Source organism: Tabrizicola sp. T74 (assembly GCF_057219935.1).
In genome coordinates this window covers 1-17,140 of sequence record NZ_JBXVVT010000009.1, presented here as the reverse complement: position 1 = coordinate 17,140, position 17,140 = coordinate 1, and the positions used below count along the sequence as shown (strand labels likewise).

Sequence of the window (17,140 nt, the reverse complement as noted above, 5' to 3'; positions counted from 1 at the left end):
GATGGGTCCCCGACTGCGCGGGGAGGACAGGTGGGGAGGGGTAGTCGGGCTGAAGCCCGACCTACGGGGGGCCGCAAGGGAGTCGGGGCAGGCCCCGACCTACGCGGTGGGGTGTCGGGGTGAACCCCGACCTACCGCGCGAACCGCTTGTACTTCACCCGCTTCGGCTCAAGTGCGTCGGGGCCGAGGCGGCGGACCTTGTCTTCCTCGTAGGCCTGGAAGTTGCCCTCGAACCATTCCACATGCGCGTCGCCCTCGAAGGCGAGGATGTGGGTGCAGAGGCGGTCGAGGAAGAAGCGGTCGTGGCTGATGATGATCGCGCAGCCGGCGAAGTCTTCGATGGCGGCTTCCAGCGCCTGCAGCGTTTCCACGTCCAGGTCGTTGGTCGGTTCGTCGAGGAGCAGAACGTTGCCGCCGGATTTCAACAGCTTGGCCATGTGGACGCGGTTGCGTTCCCCGCCTGAGAGCAACCCGACTTTCTTCTGCTGGTCGGTGCCCTTGAAGTTGAACGCGCCCGTGTAGACGCGGGAGTTCATCGCCATGTCGCCCAGGTGGATCACTTCGGCCCCGCCGGAGATTTCCTCCCACACGTTCTTGTTCGGGTCCAAGGCGTCGCGCGACTGGTCGACGTAGGCGAGCTTCACCGTCTCACCCAGCTTGATCGTGCCGGCATCCGGGGTCTCTTGGCCGGTGATCATGCGGAACAGGGTCGACTTGCCGGCGCCGTTCGGGCCGATGACGCCAACGATGGCGCCCGGCGGCACCACGAAGGACAGGTCCTCGATCAGAAGCTTGTCGCCCATCGCCTTCTTCAGGCCCTCGACCTCGATCACCTTGTTCCCCAGACGCTCGCCGTTCGGGATGATGATCTGCGCGGTGGTGGCGCGTTCGGTGACGGTCTGGCTCGCCATCTCGTTGTAGCGGTTGAGGCGGGCCTTGCCCTTGGCCTGACGCGCCTTGGCGCCGGAGCGGATCCACTCCAGTTCCTTTTCCAGCGCCTTCTGCTTGGACTTGTCCTCACGCGCCTCTTGCGCCATCCGCTTGGCCTTCTGGTCGAGCCAGGCGGAGTAGTTGCCTTCGTAGGGGATGCCCCGGCCGCGGTCGAGTTCCAGGATCCAGCCGGTGATGTCGTCGAGGAAATAGCGGTCGTGGGTGACGATCAGGATGGTGCCCTTGTAGTCGATCAGGTGCTTCTGCAGCCAGGCGATGGATTCGGCGTCCAGGTGGTTGGTCGGTTCGTCCAAGAGCAGCATGTCGGGCTTCTCGAGGAGGAGCTTGCAGAGCGCCACCCGGCGCCGTTCCCCGCCCGACAGCGTGGTCACATCGGCATCGTCCGGCGGGCAGCGGAGCGCGTCCATCGCGACGCCGACGGTCGCTTCAAGCTCCCACAGGTTCTGGGCGTCGATCTGGTCCTGCAGCTGGGCCATCTCGTCCGCGGTCTCGTCCGAGTAGTTCATGGCAAGCTCGTTGTAGCGGTCGAGGATCGCCTGCTGGGCGGCGACGCCGAGCATGACGTTTTCCTTGGCCGTGAGCGCGGGGTCCAGGTACGGCTCCTGCGCGAGGTAGCCTACTTTCGCCCCTTTCGCCGCCCAGGCCTCGCCTTTGAAGTCCTTGTCCATCCCGGCCATGATCTTCAGAAGCGTCGACTTGCCCGCGCCGTTGACGCCGACGACGCCGATCTTCACGCCGGGCAGGAAGTTCAGGTGGATGTTTTCAAAGCAGGTCTTGCCGCCCGGGTAGGTCTTGGAGACGTTCTCCATGTGATAGACGTATTGATAGCTGGCCATGACGTGCTCCGGGGATCCTTGGGGTTGGCGCGTATGTAGCGACTGTTCCCCGAAAGGGCAACGGCGGGCGGTCAGGGGAAGGCGGCGGCGAGGCGGGTGCGGAGGCGCTGGCCGCGTGCGGGGTTCACCTGTTCCACCCAGGCGATCTGGCCTTGCAGGCGGGCGAGGAAGGCGGGGTCGGTGCGGCGGGGGTCTTCGGGGTTTTGGAGGTGGTGGATCGTGGCCTTGAGGAGGTCATAAGTCGGGCGCGGGACATTGACGCGGCGGTTCACGACAAGGCCGGTGACGGTCTGGCGCTGGCCCTTGGTCGCTTGTCGGGTCTTGGCGGGGTTGAGGTGGAAGCGTTCGGCCCGCGCGATCTCGGGGACGGCGCGGATGAGGACGGGGGCGATGTGCGGGTCGCCGGAGAAGGTGAGGTCGTCGGCATAGCGGGTGTAGCGCGCGCCGAGGCGGTGGGCGAGGGCGGAGAGGCGGCGGTCGAGACGGAAGGCGGCGAGGTTGGCAAGCGCGGGGGAGGTGGGTGCACCTTGGGGCAGGTGGCGGGCCTTGAGATGGTCGCGGGCGGCGAGGGCTGGGGTTTGCAGCGTCTCGGGCGGGGTCAGGGCGGTGGTCAGGTGCGCCAGGGTGCGGGCGACGGCTTGCGGGTAACCCAGGGCGCGGAAAGTCGCATAGACGCGGGACCAGGGGATGGAGGGGAAGAAGTCCGCGAGGTCGAAGCTGATGACCACGGCCTCTCCGGCATGGGTGGCGGCGGCGGTGATGCAGTTGCGGCCTGGGACAAAGCCATGGGCGGCGGGGTGGGCCGGGACAAGGTCGAGAAGCCCGTGCAGGATGCGGCGTTGCAGGCGTTTCAGGACGGGTTTCGGTTCTTCGATCAGCCGCAGGGTGCCGTCGCGTTTCGGGATCAGGTGGCAATGGTAGTGCTGGGCGAAGTGCACGGGGTTTCGGGCGGAAAGGCCGTGCGGGTCGGCGAAGCGGACAAGCTGGTCGGGGGGCAGGGCAAGCCAGTCGGCGAGCTCATCCGGTGTGGTGAGGCGGGGCAGGGGCAGGTCGGCCAGTGCGGGGATCGGGCGGAAGTCGGGGGCGGCAAGCCAGGGGCGCGGCAGGCTGCGGGTCTTGCGGGCGTGAGCCAGAAGGCGGGCGGCATGCGGGGTCTCTTGCAGCGCATGGGCAATGCGCGGTGTGTCGGGCGCGGTCTGGCCGGGGAAGGCGGCGCGGAGGTCGCGCGCGATCACGGCCGGGATGCGGGACCAGCTGCGGGGCAGGCGCTGGCGGAGGTGCGCCTCAATCCCGTCAAGCGTCCAGTCGCATTGCGACAGGGAGGCGGCGAGCGGGAGGAGGACATCCCTGGCTTGCATGAAAGACGCGGCCCAACCTTTCTGCGTCCTGCAGGGCCGGAGGTGGGTACAGCCCACGGTCGGCCCTGCGCCGAATGTCACAACTGCTACTCATGCGGCCGGGGAAGCCTCGGCCCACTGGTTTCCCAGCATCTTGGGCCGCGTCTTGCAGGGCATTGTAATGGAAGGGCCTTTGCGGTCAACAGCCGCAAGGCGGGGCCGGAAGGTTCCGGCCCCCTGGCTCCGTTTACGCTAGACGCACTGGAAGAACACCTGGCGCGCGGTGCGCGGGCCGGAGGCGGTGTCGATGGTCGTCGTGCCGAGGTCCTTGCGGATCCCGACCTGGCCGTCGAAGCCCGGCGAGGGGGTACGGGCGCAGGCCCCCTGGACACGGCGGACGACCTCGCCCTGGGTCACCTCGCTTTCGAACCAGATGATCTCGATCGAGCCGAGGCCGCCGCCGCTTTCCAACGGGAAGGCGAGGAAGATGCCCTGGCGGTCGAGGGGGTCGGGGAAGATCTGGGCGATCAGGTTGCCGCGACGCTCGGCCGCGCCTTCTTCGCTGACACAGGCGGACAATGTCAGGCTGGCGGCAAGGGCGGCTGCGAGCAGGGGGCGGAACAGGGGCACGGTTTACTCTCCTTCGGGTTGAGGTGCGAAAGCGTAGCGGTAGCGAACCCCGATCAGGGACACAAGCGATACTGCGGGATTGGCACCTGTCCGGAATTGAGCGGAAGGGGCGTTGCTGGGCATTGTCATGCCGGGTGGCTTCGGATCAATTGGCGCGGAGGGACGGAGAGGCGCCAATGCGGCAGGGGTTTCCAGTGGCGACCAGGGGGATGGTCGTGGGGCTGCTCGGCGGGTCGTTCGATCCGGCGCATGAGGGGCATGTGCATATCACGCGGGAAGCCTTGAAGCGGATGGGGCTGGACCAGGTCTGGTGGCTGGTGACGCCAGCGAACCCGTTGAAGGCGCGGCAGCCGGCACCGATGGCGGATCGGCTTGCGCGGGCAAAGGCGGTGATGCGGGACCCGAGGGTGCGGATCACGGCGCTGGAGGCGGACCTGGGGACGCGGGCGACGGCGGATACCATCGACCGGCTGCAGGCGATCTATCCCGGTGTGACCTTCGTCTGGCTGATGGGGGCGGACAATCTGGTGCAGTTCCACCGCTGGGGGCGCTGGCGCGACATCCTGCGGGCGGTGCCGGTGGGGGTGCTGGCGCGCCCGGGGTCCGGGGTGCAAGCGCGGCTGTCGGTGGCGGCGCGGGCGTTCCGGGTGAACCAGGTCGACCGGGGTGAGACCCTGCGCGGGCGAAAGCCGCCGGTTTGGGCCTTCGTGAACCTGCCGATGAACGATGCGTCATCCACCGAGATCCGGGCGCGAGGCGGGTGGAGGTCGGGGCGCTAGGGGTAGCTCCTCGTTCGCCTTCGGCTTCTCGTCGCGGGGGCGTTCCGACGAGGAGACGAAGTCGAACGAGGAGGCTTCAGAGCACCTTTTCCATCCAGACATCCGCAGGCGCTGTGGTGTAGGGCGGGATGTCGGTCCAGCCCGTCGCACGGTAAAGCGCAATCGCCTCGGTCAGGGCCGAGTTGGTGTCGAGCCGCAGGCGCTGGTAGCCCATCGACCGCGCCTCGGCCTCGATCGCAGTCATCAGCCGGCGTGACAGGCCCTGGCCCCGGGCCGAGGCATCGACCCAGAGGCGCTTGACCTCTCCGGTGCGGTCATCCAGCGCGCGAAGCGCCACGCAGCCGACGGGCAGGTCGTCGGACCAGGCGACCAGGAAGCGGCCACGGGGCGGGCGATAACTGCCCGCGCCGGGGTCGGGCAGCGGGAAGTATTCGGGCTTCGCGATGGCCACCCGGGCGAGGATTTCGTCGAAATAGGCCCGCTGGCAGGCCAGCGCCTCGGGGCTGTCGGGGTCGGCCTCAAGGATCTGCAGCTGGTCGCGGTTCAGAAGCGTGGCGATCAGGTCCATTGCCGCGACAAGCTCGGTCGCCCGGGTGCCTGCTCGGGCGATGAGTTTCGCGGCGCGGTCGTAACCGATGGCCTCGTAGGCGGCCATTTCGGCCTGGCCCTTCGGGGTCAGGCGGGCGATGCGGCGGCGGCGGTCGTCAGGGTCGGTGGCGGTTTCGATCAGGCCTTCGCCTTCCAGGGACCGCAGGAAGCGGCTGGTGAGACCGGAGTCGAGGTCGAGCCGGTCGCGGATCAGGGCGACATCGGTGCCTTCGGGGCGCACCAGCTGCAGGACCCGCGCCATGCCGAGGGGGCGGCCCCGGCCGAGGAAGGAGGTGTCGAGCGCGCCTACCTCACGCGTGACGGCGCGGTTGAAGCGGCGGAGGCGGGCGATGGCGTCAAGCATTGTCGGACCTTGGTCAGATATTTTGCCTGACATTAGTCAGATATTAGCCTCACGCAAGTGGGATTCTCGGGCGGCATTGCAGACTGGCGGAATCGGCAGGCTTGCGGTTATGTCCCTGCCGACGCTTGCGTGGCGCTTGGAGGTGGGATGGTGATTTCGCGGCGGGCCATGCTGGCCGGGCTTCTGGCGGGGGCGGCCCTTCCGGCGGTGGCCGAGGTGATGGACAGCTCTCCCCGGCCGGTGGCGCGGGGCGGCAAGTCGGCACCTGCGGCACCGTCCGTCGCGCGCGGGACCGTCGATGCTGACGCGCTAATCACGGCGGCCAAGCTGGGCGGGGCGGTTACCTTCGTGGTGATGGATGCAAGGACCGGCGCGGTGCTGCAAAGCCGCCAGGCGGACCAGGCCATGCCGCCGGCCAGCGTGGCGAAGGCGGTGACCTCGCTTTATGCGCTGGACAAGCTAGGGCCGTCCTACCGCTTTGCCACGCGGGTGCTGGCGACCGGGCCGGTGCAGGGCGGGGTGGTCCAGGGCGATCTGGTGTTGGCCGGTGGCGGGGACCCGACGCTGCAGACCGACCAGCTGGGCGACCTGGTCGCACGGCTGGCGCAGTCGGGCCTGAAGGGCGCGACGGGGCGGTTCCTGTATTGGGACGGTGCCTTGCCCGCGCTTCGCGGCATTGCCGAGGATCAGCCGGACCATGTCGGCTACAACGCCGCGATTTCCGGCCTGTGCCTGAACTTCAACCGGGTGCACTTCGAGTGGAAGAAAGTGGACGGCCAGTGGCGCACCACCGTCGACGCGCGGGGTGAACGGTTTCTGCCCGCCGTCAACATGGTCCGGGTCGACGTGGCGCAGCGCGAGGCGCCGCTGTTCACCTATTCCCCCGGTCGCGTCGAGGAATGGACCGTCGCCTCGGGCGCCCTGGGCAAGGGCGGCAGCCGCTGGTTGCCGGTCCGCGATCCCGGGGCCTATGTGGCCGAGGTGTTCCGGACGCTCGCCCGGGCGCAGGGCATCCGGCTGGACGCGGGTGAGCGGGTGGGCGCGCTGCCGGTGGGCACGGAACTGGGCCGTGTCGAAAGCGAACCCCTGACCGAGGTCCTGCGCGACATGCTGCGCTATTCGACCAACCTCACGGCGGAATGCGTGGGGCTGACGGCATCCGGCCAGGCCTCGCTGGAGGCCTCGGGCCGGGCGATGTCGGACTGGGTCGCGGCGACGTTCAGCGAGCGCTTCGATTTGCGCGATCATTCCGGCCTTGGCGGGCGGTCCCGGGTCACGGCGCTGGGCATGGCGCGGGTGCTGCAGCGCGCTGACCTGGACCGGCGGGGCCTGCGCGACATCCTGCGCAATGTGGGCATGCGGGACGATGCCGGGAAAGAGATCAAGGGCCACCCGGTCACCGTGCTTGCCAAGTCGGGGACGCTGAATTTCGTCTCGGGCCTGGCTGGGCATGTGCTGGTGCCCGCGCCGGGGCGCGAGCTGGTTTTTGCGATCTTCTCGGGCGATCCCGAACGACGCGATGCGGTGCCGGTGGCCTTGCGCGAGGACCCGGAAGGGTCGGGCGCTTGGACCAAGCGGGCGCGGCGGCTGCAAGGCCAGCTGATCAGCCGCTGGGCCGGGGCCTTCGGCTGATACAAGGCGGGTGCGCAGCCACGCCTGCACGAATCCACTTGAAAACCGGACCTGTCGGGGGCATACGGCGCCCCGGACGCCTGCGGGACCTCCCCGTGGGCCCATCTGCAATGGAGAGACCATGGCCAAGGAAGACACTCTCGAATTCCCCGGCGTCGTGAAGGAACTCCTGCCAAACGCGACATTCCGGGTCGAACTCGAGAACGGCCATGAACTGATCGCAACGATGGCAGGCAAGATGCGCAAGAACCGCATCCGGGTTCTGGCGGGCGACAAGGTACAGGTCGAGATGACCCCCTACGACCTGTCGAAGGGTCGCATCAACTATCGCTTCAAGTGAGCGCAGCGCGAAACGTGGGCACCGGCTTTCGGGTCAAGATGCGCGTGGCTGACTGATGCGGCTTATCCTGGGATCAGGCAGCCCGCGTCGCAAGGAACTGCTGGCGGGGCTTGGCATCGTGCCCGACCTGATCCTGCCCCCTGACATCGACGAGGACCCGCGGAAGGGTGAATTGCCGCGCCCCTATGCCCTGCGACTGGCGCGGGAAAAGGCTCTGGCCGTGCCTGCGGGTCCGGATGACGTGGTGTTGTGCGCCGATACCACGGTTGCGCTGGGCCGCCGGATCCTTGGCAAGCCCGAGGATGCTGGCGAGGCGGCCGCCTTCCTGACGGCGCTGGCCGGGCGACGGCATCAGGTGATCACGGGCATCGCGGTGCGGCGGGGCGACCGCGTGCTGGTGCGGGATAGCGTCAGCACGGTCAAGATGAAGCGGCTGTCGGATGCCGAGCTGAACGCCTATCTCGCAAGCGGTGAATGGCAAGGCAAGGCCGGGGGCTATGGCATCCAGGGGCTGGCGGGGGCGCTGATCCCGTGGATTTCCGGGTCCTTCACCGGCATCATGGGTCTGCCGGTGGCAGAGACGGCCGCATTGTTGACGGCTGTCGGCTATCCGGTCTGGAGGCAGGAATGAAGGGACGGCTGCTGGTTCTGGACGAGTTGGGAGGGCGGCAGGCGGCGGCGCTCATGGTGGACGGACGGCTGGAAGAGCTGGCCATCGACCCCGCGGACGACGTGGCTCTGCCCGGCGCGATCTACCGAGCGGTGGCGGATCGTCCGGTGAAGGGGCAGGGCGGCATCTTCGTCAAGTTGCCGGGTGGGTCGGGCTTTCTGCGCCAGATTTCCGGCGTTGCCCCTGGCCAGCGGCTGCTGGTGCAGGTCACTGGCCCGGCGGAAGCCGGCAAGGCCGTGCCGGTCACCACGCGGCTTCTGTTCAAGTCGCGCTTTGCGATCATTACCCCCGATGCGCCGGGGCTGAACATCAGCCGCCGGATCAAGGACGAGGAGCGCCGGGCCGAACTGTCGGCCATGGCCGAGGCCGGGATGGCAGGGGCTGCGGCGGGGCTGGGGCTGATCCTGCGCTCGGGCTGCCTTGAGGCCGAGGATCAGGCGGTGGTCGAGGACATCGCCGCGATGCGGGGCCTCGCGGAGGCGGTGCTGGCCGATGTCACGGGCGGGCCGGAATTGCTGGTCGACGGGCCGTCGGCGCATGACCTGGCCTTCCGCGACTGGCTGGACCCGGCGGTGGATGATGCCGACACCGAACCGGAAAGCTTCGAACGCCATGGTGTGACCGAGGCGCTGGAGGCCCTGCGCAGCGCCCGTGTGACGCTGGAGGGCGGGGCACATATGGCAATCGAACCAACCCGCGCGCTTGTGGCCGTCGATGTGAACACCGGCCCTGACACCTCCCCGGCCGCAAGCCTGAAGGCCAATGTCGCCGCCGCCCGCGACCTGCCTCGCCAGCTGCGCCTGCGAGGCCTCGGCGGCCAGGTGGTGGTGGACTTCGCGCCGATGCCGAAACGCGACCGTCACATCCTGGACCAGGTCCTGAAGGCGGCGTTCAAGACCGACGGCGAGGCGAACCTGGCGGGCTGGACGGCGCTTGGACTTTACGAACTGACCCGCAAGCGCGACCGCCTGCCCTTGACGGAGCTTCTGCCATGACCTGTCCGATCTGCGGCAAGCCCACGGTGGCCGACTACCGCCCGTTCTGCAGCCGCCGCTGCGCCGATGTGGACCTTGGCCGCTGGCTGACCGAGGGCTACCGCATCCCCGCCGAGACCGAAGACGAGGCCGAGGACCCGGTCGAGACCGACGCTCCACCCAAGGCGCACTAGGGGCGTTTTCCCTCTGGACAGCCCCCGGCCGCTTGGGTATCACCCGCCCACCAAACGGTGCCCAGATAGCTCAGTTGGTAGAGCAGCGGATTGAAAATCCGCGTGTCGCTGGTTCGATTCCGGCTCTGGGCACCACTTGATCTCCTAAGTAGCTGAAAACTAAGCGTCCTATTGATCGCCGGAAATCTGGCCCACCTTTTGGGCCACCTTTAATTGATCGATGAACTGGGATGTCCAGGCGCGGCACGCCCGCGCCCGGAAGAGACCTAAAGGCGCGGGTCTACACAGCAAGCGATTCCGGCGAGATACCCTTCGCGATTGCGTCGGAGAACCAGTGGGGCTTCCTCCCACGGCCAGACCAGGTGATCGAAGCATTCTCGGGGTGGCGGTACTTCGCAGTGGCAGGTGAGCGGGTCTTTCCGCCGCCAACTCCGAGTAGCTCACCCAGGGTGAACCCGAGCTCCTTAGCTTGAGCTTCGAGGGCAGCGCGAGCCTCAGACTTCTTTCTATCCTCAAACCCTGAGATCGCTTTTGCCACGTCCTTCGAAAGCTGTTTTAGTTCAGCCAAGTTCAGAGAGTTCAAGTCAATACTGCCCATTTGTACCTCCATGTCATGCGACAGATTCTAGTCGAAAACCGTGCCGGGGTTCAATCATCGTGCCTTTCGGTCCTGTTTGAGACCATCACGCAGCGCTACAACACTATGGCACGGCAAGAACTATCGCTCTATTCTGCACAAACCTAGGAACGTCGTAACCTGGGCATCGCGATGCTCTTCACCATGGAGAGATCGTGATGAGGATACTTTCAAAGCGCCAGCTCAAGGAGTTGGTCCTGTACTCGCCGCAACACGTCGCGAGGCTGGAGAAGGCCGGAGAATTCCCCAAGCGGGTCAACCTCGGGCCGAACCGGGTCGGATGGGTAGAGAGTGAAGTGCTAGACTGGCTTCAAGACAGGCTCAAGCGCCGCGATACCTGACGACACTCCCCGAGTGGGAGCGCGGGTGACCGGGTCTGCAGAATCCGGTCACCCGTTTTAAGAACTGTTGTGAATGCCTTTTCACCGAGAAGGATCATTTAATTGTTCCAGAATCGGTTGCTTTGTGTCTTACTGAAGAATGTTAATTCTAGTTTGGAGGCAACATGCGCTTTCCGAATGCGTTAACTGATGCTCTCTTTCTTGCTGCACTCCTAAACACTTGCGCAATCGATTCGTCGGATGCTGCTGATTTGGCCTGCTTGATCACAAAGACCGATACAAATCCCTTTTTTATAGCTATGAGACAAGGCGCCGAAGCCGCCGCCGAAACTGCCGGCCTTGACTTCAAGGCTTTTGCCGGTCAAGTCGATGGCGACGCCGATTCGCAAATCTTCGCGATTGAGAACTGTGTTGCCGCTGACGCGAAGGGCATCCTAATCACGCCGACGAACGACTCAGTCGGGTCGGCTCTAAAGGTCGCCCGCGATGCCGGGATTCTGGTCATCACACTGGACACGCCACTCGCAGACCCGGAAGCGCAGGACTATTCGATATCAACCGATGATTTCGAAGCGGGCTTTAAAATTGGACAGTGGGCAAAGGCCCGAATGGGTGAAAATGCGTCAAACGCAAAGATTGCCCTTTTGGGACTGAATGAAGACTCCCTTTGGGTAGACGTGCTGCGTCAAGAAGGCTTCCTGTCGGGTTTCGGAGTTCTCGACCTTTCGGACCCGCGCATTGTTGGTCGGGAATCATCGTTCGGGAACGCCGAGGGCGGCCTCCATGCCATGGAAACTCTACTTGCCAAGGACTCAGACATCGACGTCGTCTTTACGATCAATGAACCAGCCGCCGAAGGCGCCTTCCAGGCCCTCAAGAATGCACAAAAGGAGGATCAGGCAGTCATCGTTTCAATTGATGGCGGCTGCCCGGGCGTGTCTTCGGTCAGGTCAGGCGTGATCGGCGCGACCGCGCAGCAATATCCTCGGACCATGGCGTCACGTGGAATTGAAGTAATAGCGGCATTTGCCAAAGACGGCACCAGGCCAGAAGACGCCCGGGTGGAATGCCCGAAAGTGGGCAATTTTCGCCCAGACACCACTGAAGTCCCAGCTTGCTGTAAAGATCCAAAGACCTGCATGCCTGTTCCTACGGAACTAGTGACGGACCTGCCATTGGAAGCCATGCCGTCTATTAGTTCAGACGAAGGATTACGAATGTGCTGGGGCTAGTGGCACTCAGCTGTAGCTAATCACCGATTGAATTGGCTATCGCTCCGCAGAACCTGCTGACGTAAGTCAGCCTAGAGGATTAGTTAGGAGAATGCCGCATGTTCTTGCCTCGACTGCTACAGCTGCTTGCTGCATCTATCTCCAGTATTGTACTCTCTATCGTACTCATGCCGACGCTCGCCCAGGCCGAAGTGCCTGAATCGAAGACGGCGGAAGAGCCTGCTGAAGCGCCAGAGGTTGGCACAGAGTACACTGTCCTAATCAGTCTCTTCGGCGAGAAGACAATGATAACTTACCAGAAGGTTGGCGAAAATGCCATGGTAGGGGGAGATACAATACTCGGACTTCACAAAGACATTCAGCGCGAAAGCAACATAAATGCCCTAGACCTAATTCTGGGGTCGGACGAGGAAGTAGGCAGCGACATAGCGTTCTGGAGGTCACTAGTGCTAAACGGTCTTGACGATCCGGGATCCGAGTCGGCCATACCTCCGAGAGTGGAACTTTGGCCTAACGGTCGGATTCCGTTTAAGATCGACGCAAGCATCACAGATCAGGGCCTCATAAAGAAGATTAACGACGCTATCGAACTCTGGAATAGCTACAATATTGTAGAAATTGTCCCGGCAGAACAGGGCGAGCTAGACATTCTTTCAATCGTTGATGCTCCTGGCGACGGCTGGCACTGCGCCGCAACAGTGGGCTATAGAAAATCTCCTAAGAATTTCATGGAGTTGAACGCGGAGTGTAGTTTGGGGGCGGTGGTTCATGAATTTGCGCACGTGCTTGGACTAATGCATGAACACCAGCGTCCTGATCGAGACCAGTTCCTAGCAGTCGAAGCGTTTGCAAGAGAACAGAGCAACTACAAGACAACCCCTATTTCAAGGCTCGCGACAGTCTACGATCTTTGCTCAATTGTCCACTATAGTGAGTGGCAAACTCCGGAGTCCGGGAGGGCTTGGTTCAAATTGACGGCGGAAGGAATGAGGAGATTCTCTGCATGTGCTAAGGATTTACCTAAAGAAAGCAGATGTCAGAAAGTTGGCCAACGCTGCCAGCCGAGTGCGCTTGACCTCGAACTACTTTCGCGCGCCTATTCGAGAAACTAGTATTGGAGTTGAGGGATGAAATCATGAGGCGACCCTACGCCGCTGAGTATATCTTCTGGATGGTTCTTTCCGCAAGCGCGATTCTTCCGATTGGCAGTGATGCTCAGGACCTACCGGAATGTGAAGTTTTGCCCGATAGGGTTCCAGATGCCGCGTTTGATTTAATAAGAGTAGATCAGAGTGTGGACTTTGTTTCCAGCGCCGAAAGGTTTTTGGATCGTGCGTCCGCGGCCTGTGCCTCGATTGATCTGAAGCCGGAGGACTATTGGCGGCAATCTCTATTCTCTCGCAAGAAAGAGCAGTCTTGCTCTGACGCCACGTTGATGTTGCATGACGTTTTTCGGCCGATTAGAGAGGGGCAGCCGGATATTGACTGGACTGACCCGAAGCAGGCAACCGCCGTTCGCAACTATGTTGATTCTTGCGTGACAAGCTTAGCCTCCGTCACAGACCCTAATGGTGGTTATGGTGCATGCCTTAACCCGGAGACGACAAACATTCTAACCTACATGCTTCTGCCTGGAGAAGTAGATCGAATTCTTCAGTCGGTCGGTGACCTACGTGCATCTGGCGAAGCGGCGAGTTGTGCTGCCGCAATTATGACGGATACTGCAGGGTCCCATTTCTTGGTAACGGCAGCTCACTGTGCGATTAGTGAGAAGGAGCGAGTGGACAATTCGCAGAATTGGAGAATCAAGAAGGTGCACCAAAGTTTGGTGTTTTCCAGTTTTGCGGGCGGGACGATAGAAATTGATCTTGCTGACACTATTGGTAGTTTAGAGGGTCGCGCGATCAATTCTACAAATGAGGATATAGCGGTGTTTTCTATTGATGGCGGAGCGAAGCTGCCGGAAGAGGTTGGCATTCCGGCGGCGTCTACGAGCCTCGAGCCTTATTCTCCTCTCTACTTGGTAGGAAGGAATCCCTATCTGAAGCCGCTATTGCTGCATGATGGTGTTTCTGAGCAGCAGCTGTTGAAGAGGTTCATCTCAATTACTTTCGATAGGTCGTGTGTATTGCTCGGCAGAAGTGACGGTCGTATCTTCCACAATTGTCAAACCCAGGGTGGATTATCCGGGGCTCCGATTCTAGTTTTTCAGGATGGAAAAGTTCGTATTGCTGGAGTACATACCGGAGGCAAGAGAAATCTCAACGCTCTGTGCGATGGGGAATCTGTACCTGCTGATAACTATGGAATTGCTCTAAGGAATTAGTTCTTCGCGTGAGTATGTGGTCCCGAGGAAAGCTGTTTTCGATGGAAGGTTTTTCAAGAAGTCTAGGTCTGAATGTGCATTTCATCATCCATTTGTCTTTGTAAGTCCAGCGCTTACACTTTAGTCTCGTTGCGATTTTTTTTATTGGATGTCTCATAGCTATTTCCCTTGGGCCATTTGGGTCGGATGGGTGTGCGTGGTGTCATACTACCAATCCGCATTCAAAAGAAGCAGGAAGCCGTTGGAGGCTTCCTGTTGTGTTTAGGCGATCTCAGCACAAACCTCATTGATAACGTTGTGGAGAACCCGCGTTGCAGTTGGGTGCTCTGCTACTTTTCCTGCCAGCGTATAGGTCGCCGCGTTGAACAGTCGCCACGGGGTCTTGTCGCCCCAATCGTGCGGCGGCCTTTCATAGGCAGTCAGTACGTCAGCAATCCTAGTGAGGTTGATCACCCCAAGCCGATACATGGCCATTATGGCTTGATCGGCGAGCGGATCGGGCAGGGGTATGGCTTTGTACCGCTCGATCGTTGCCGCCTGTTCCTGTCGCGCTGACTGCAGAGGCTCGATCACTTCGCTTACAAGCCCTGGAAGGTCTCGTTTGGCGTTCGCCGTGTGCTTTCGCCTGATCACGTGGTCGGCGTGGAAGGCCAGGTTGTCACACACGAACACCCGGCTGCCGATGGCGATGCCAATCGGAAACTGCTTCTTATGACTGTTCCGAAGGCCGACCATGTCCGTATAGTCGCCGTAGGGTGATCTCAGGGACAACACCCCGAAATAGTTCATGCCATCGGGTGTGACGGCATGATGCTCTTCGAGCAGTTCGTGCCCGAAGAACCCGAGTGCATAGCGGACCATATCCACCACGGAATGATGGGGGATTGGGACATGGCTAGCGGTGGGGTCTGGAGTCGGGAGGTTGCGGAGGTCATCGAAATCGATGGCCTGGCCGCCTGTGTGGAGCATCAGGGTCATGGGTATCTCCATTGATGTAGGGAAGGACGCATGCCGACTAAGCAGGCTACTTGTTGCAGCCCTCGAAGGAACGGTCCGAAGTCAGGTTACCGCCATGCCGTTGACGTCCATAGACAGCGAAACTTCAGTCCGGGCGAAGTTCCAGGTTCACCTAGGAGCGAAGCAGCTCGAACGTTCCACCGGATGCGCGTTGCCACGGCTCCGCGACGACTTCGCTGGCTCGCAATAGCAGTGGATCGCGAGGGTTCAGAATCGCGAAAACTATAGAGGATATCAGTACAGGGTATTTTGTCGTCACGAGGTCGAGGAACCGTGCAGCCCGCGCTCTTGAAGCAAACGTAAACATCAGACCGAGCGGGCACTTCAGGGCGTAGTGTCTGCGATGCATGTCGGTGGCAGTCACCAGTGCGTAGCGGTGCAGTTTTCGATCAAGGCTCTCGCGTGCAGCTTTCGAGGCCAGAGGCTCTGAACCACGATCATGTTCCAAAAGAAACGCGCGGAATGTGCCCCCATAATCGAGGGCAAATAGCTGATCGGGAACTACAGCGCCGGCTGGCGTCTGAAGTGCGACGTCTGACTTCGTTCGATCCAGGATCGTTTGTGGGGGAATGTACTTGATGCCGCTTAGAGCACCGCAGCGCTCGATGGCTGCTGTGATCGCACCAACGCCGTACGCGTGCCACCAGTGCCCGGCTGGCCGAAGCGCTGGCTCAAGCAGATCGTGATTTTCCAGATGGCCCCGACCCAGATCGGTAAGGTCGTAGACGTACGGATTGAACTCCGCCCGCTCGATCATTCGCTGCTGTAGCGGGAGAGACAGGATACCGCCTGCCCGTAGGCGCTGTAGCGCGCGGAGACTCGTGTCGCGGCAACGGTGTGTGGCAACGGTCAGTTCAAAGAGGGCAGTAGATGGTTGCGGCCCATGTCGGTTGATGTGTGCGAGCCACAAAAGCTCTCGATTCGTCACTCGCACAGCTGAATGTGCAGCTATGTGATGGAATGTTGCACGTCCGAGAGCATCCTGCTTTCCCATGCGGAAATTCTAGCAAAATCAGAGCTCTGTGGAAGGAGAAAGTGGATCGTCGTCGCCATTCTTTGGCTTTTCGGATGGCGGCTCTTCGCTTGGGTCAAGTGATCCTGCTTGGTCGTCAGGTGACTGCCATTCGTGCGCGTAGGTCTTGCGGCTGTACGCCCGAATAGCTTCCCGCTCTTCAGCTGTGGTCTTGGGGGATTTCTCCAGGACAAAGAACGGAAAGGAAATCGGAACCGCGCGTTCGGTGACACCACGGATGTAGGCTGCAAACGTCCCCTTGGGTTGTCTCGCTATCATGTCGGGGTCTGCCCCCATTTGTCCCGCGAGAGCGCGGGAGTCCCGAACTGAGACACCGCCTGCCAGTTTGACCGCCGTGTTGGCCTCGACGCCCTCCTGCAGGGACGAAGAAAGCTGCCCGAGGTATTGGTGCGCCAGCGTCATGCCAACACGATACTTGCGCGCCTGACTGAGGATGATCCCGATGTTTTCGTCGAAGTAGTCCTGAGCCTCATCCACTAAAACCATACAAGGAAGCCGGTCGTATTCGGGCAAGGTTGCGCGCTCTTGGGCGGCCTGAGCGATCAAGGCAATGAAGAAGCGGCCGAAGATTTCCGTGCCTTGTTCTTTCAGCAGCGACTTGGCCGTGTTGATCAAAATGAGCTTCCCGGCGTTCATCTCCGTAAACATGTCGAAGCGAGAGGTCGGGTGCGAAAACATCCGTTCGAAGGTGCGGTTCTCAAGCACGCCGTAGAGCCGCCGAAGCACTTGTCCCTTGGTGTTGGTGAATTCTTTGCCATCAAACTCGTTGGCGAAGAACTTGCGTGCCGTGCCGTCTAGCTGGTCGATGGCTACCTGGTACTTCGCCGTTCCACCCGGCTCCATGAGGTCGCGCAGCGTGTGGATGGTTGCGTTTGGTATGTGGAGCATAAGCCGGGTCACATACCGGAAGACCACGTTCTGTTTGGACGTCATCCCGGAGCCCAAGAGTGATCCGAGCACGAAATCGTAGAGCTCAAGGATCGAGTTGGTAAGGCGTTCTTGGTCCACCGCACTGTAGCCCGAGAGGCGCTCCTGACCCACTGAAAAAAGGTTCAGTGCAACCGGGTAGGCAATGTCCTCGGGATCGATCAACACGATCCGTTCTGGGGGAAGATGCTTGGCAGCGAGAATTGTACTAGGGTCAGGACCCATTGATCTTGCGTCTGCGGCGTGATTCAGCCTCCGTAAGGAGACTGAGCGATGAGCAACCTTTTCTGGCTGACGGAGGCGCAGATGGCGCGGCTGCAGCCTTTCTTTCC

18 protein-coding genes and 1 tRNA gene are annotated in these 17,140 nt (G+C 62.0%); 11 read left to right on the top strand and 8 right to left on the bottom strand.

Going from position 1 to position 17,140, the window contains the following annotated elements; translation table 11 throughout:
* Positions 1–131: 131 nt before the first annotated feature.
* From ettA to AC2EAL_RS20820, 3 genes are all read right to left on the bottom strand, one after another.
* Entirely contained in the window at positions 132–1,787 is a 1,656-nt protein-coding gene (gene ettA, locus AC2EAL_RS20830; RefSeq protein ID WP_484726164.1) for an energy-dependent translational throttle protein EttA, read from the bottom strand.
* Between the two features lie 71 nt (positions 1,788–1,858).
* Entirely contained in the window at positions 1,859–3,145 is a 1,287-nt protein-coding gene (locus AC2EAL_RS20825; RefSeq protein ID WP_484726163.1) for a reverse transcriptase family protein, read from the bottom strand.
* 231 nt (positions 3,146–3,376) lie between these two features.
* Positions 3,377–3,754, bottom strand: a complete 378-nt coding sequence (locus AC2EAL_RS20820) for a hypothetical protein (RefSeq protein ID WP_484726162.1) — start codon at positions 3,752–3,754, stop codon at positions 3,377–3,379.
* A 176-nt stretch (positions 3,755–3,930) separates the two neighbouring features.
* Between AC2EAL_RS20820 and AC2EAL_RS20815 the strand changes: the two genes are divergently transcribed.
* Positions 3,931–4,533, top strand: coding sequence for a nicotinate-nucleotide adenylyltransferase (locus AC2EAL_RS20815; protein ID WP_484726161.1), 603 nt, complete (start codon positions 3,931–3,933; stop codon positions 4,531–4,533).
* 76 nt (positions 4,534–4,609) lie between these two features.
* On the opposite strand, the gene AC2EAL_RS20810 is transcribed toward AC2EAL_RS20815, so the two are convergent.
* Positions 4,610–5,485, bottom strand: a complete 876-nt coding sequence (locus tag AC2EAL_RS20810; protein WP_484726160.1) for a bifunctional helix-turn-helix transcriptional regulator/GNAT family N-acetyltransferase — start codon at positions 5,483–5,485, stop codon at positions 4,610–4,612.
* 147 nt (positions 5,486–5,632) lie between these two features.
* On the opposite strand from AC2EAL_RS20810, the gene dacB reads away from it, so the two are divergent.
* From dacB to AC2EAL_RS20780, 6 genes are all read left to right on the top strand, one after another.
* Positions 5,633–7,117, top strand: coding sequence for a D-alanyl-D-alanine carboxypeptidase/D-alanyl-D-alanine endopeptidase (gene dacB / locus AC2EAL_RS20805; protein ID WP_484726159.1), 1,485 nt, complete (start codon positions 5,633–5,635; stop codon positions 7,115–7,117).
* A gap of 121 nt (positions 7,118–7,238) precedes the next feature.
* On the top strand, positions 7,239–7,457 hold the full coding sequence (gene infA / locus AC2EAL_RS20800) for a translation initiation factor IF-1 (RefSeq protein ID WP_484726158.1): 219 nt from the start codon (positions 7,239–7,241) through the stop codon (positions 7,455–7,457).
* A 55-nt stretch (positions 7,458–7,512) separates the two neighbouring features.
* Entirely contained in the window at positions 7,513–8,088 is a 576-nt protein-coding gene (locus tag AC2EAL_RS20795) for a Maf family protein (RefSeq protein ID WP_484726157.1), read from the top strand.
* A complete protein-coding gene (locus AC2EAL_RS20790) occupies positions 8,085–9,122 on the top strand; it encodes a ribonuclease E/G (RefSeq protein WP_484726156.1) in 1,038 nt (345 codons plus the stop codon). Before AC2EAL_RS20795 ends, AC2EAL_RS20790 begins: the two co-directional genes overlap by 4 nt.
* Entirely contained in the window at positions 9,119–9,295 is a 177-nt protein-coding gene (locus AC2EAL_RS20785; RefSeq protein WP_484726155.1) for a DNA gyrase inhibitor YacG, read from the top strand. The genes AC2EAL_RS20790 and AC2EAL_RS20785 overlap by 4 nt, the downstream gene beginning before the upstream one ends.
* A gap of 59 nt (positions 9,296–9,354) precedes the next feature.
* Positions 9,355–9,430: transfer RNA gene (locus tag AC2EAL_RS20780), tRNA-Phe, on the top strand.
* 145 nt (positions 9,431–9,575) lie between these two features.
* Here the strand turns inward: AC2EAL_RS20780 and AC2EAL_RS20775 are convergent.
* A complete protein-coding gene (locus AC2EAL_RS20775) occupies positions 9,576–9,893 on the bottom strand; it encodes an H-NS histone family protein (RefSeq protein WP_484726154.1) in 318 nt (105 codons plus the stop codon).
* 197 nt (positions 9,894–10,090) lie between these two features.
* On the opposite strand from AC2EAL_RS20775, the gene AC2EAL_RS20770 reads away from it, so the two are divergent.
* The 4 genes from AC2EAL_RS20770 (at position 10,091) to AC2EAL_RS20755 (ending at position 13,831) form a co-directional block, all read left to right on the top strand.
* The gene (locus AC2EAL_RS20770) at positions 10,091–10,273 is read left to right on the top strand and encodes a helix-turn-helix transcriptional regulator (protein ID WP_484726153.1); all 183 of its coding nucleotides are present in this window, start codon (positions 10,091–10,093) and stop codon (positions 10,271–10,273) included.
* A 164-nt stretch (positions 10,274–10,437) separates the two neighbouring features.
* Positions 10,438–11,505 carry a substrate-binding domain-containing protein gene (locus tag AC2EAL_RS20765; protein WP_484726152.1) on the top strand — a complete coding sequence of 356 codons (1,068 nt, stop codon included), beginning with the start codon at positions 10,438–10,440 and terminating at the stop codon, positions 11,503–11,505.
* A 167-nt stretch (positions 11,506–11,672) separates the two neighbouring features.
* A complete protein-coding gene (locus tag AC2EAL_RS20760) occupies positions 11,673–12,617 on the top strand; it encodes a M12 family metallopeptidase (protein WP_484726151.1) in 945 nt (314 codons plus the stop codon).
* Positions 12,618–12,640: 23 nt separating this feature from the next.
* Positions 12,641–13,831 carry a trypsin-like serine peptidase gene (locus AC2EAL_RS20755; RefSeq protein WP_484726150.1) on the top strand — a complete coding sequence of 397 codons (1,191 nt, stop codon included), beginning with the start codon at positions 12,641–12,643 and terminating at the stop codon, positions 13,829–13,831.
* A 261-nt stretch (positions 13,832–14,092) separates the two neighbouring features.
* On the opposite strand, the gene AC2EAL_RS20750 is transcribed toward AC2EAL_RS20755, so the two are convergent.
* From AC2EAL_RS20750 to AC2EAL_RS20740, 3 genes are all read right to left on the bottom strand, one after another.
* The gene (locus AC2EAL_RS20750) at positions 14,093–14,809 is read right to left on the bottom strand and encodes a DUF932 domain-containing protein (protein WP_484726149.1); all 717 of its coding nucleotides are present in this window, start codon (positions 14,807–14,809) and stop codon (positions 14,093–14,095) included.
* A gap of 151 nt (positions 14,810–14,960) precedes the next feature.
* On the bottom strand, positions 14,961–15,842 hold the full coding sequence (locus AC2EAL_RS20745; protein ID WP_484726148.1) for a replication-relaxation family protein: 882 nt from the start codon (positions 15,840–15,842) through the stop codon (positions 14,961–14,963).
* Positions 15,843–15,860: 18 nt separating this feature from the next.
* Positions 15,861–17,140, bottom strand: a 1,280-nt coding sequence (locus AC2EAL_RS20740) for a type IV secretory system conjugative DNA transfer family protein (RefSeq protein WP_484726147.1), incomplete at its 5' end; no start/stop codon positions are given.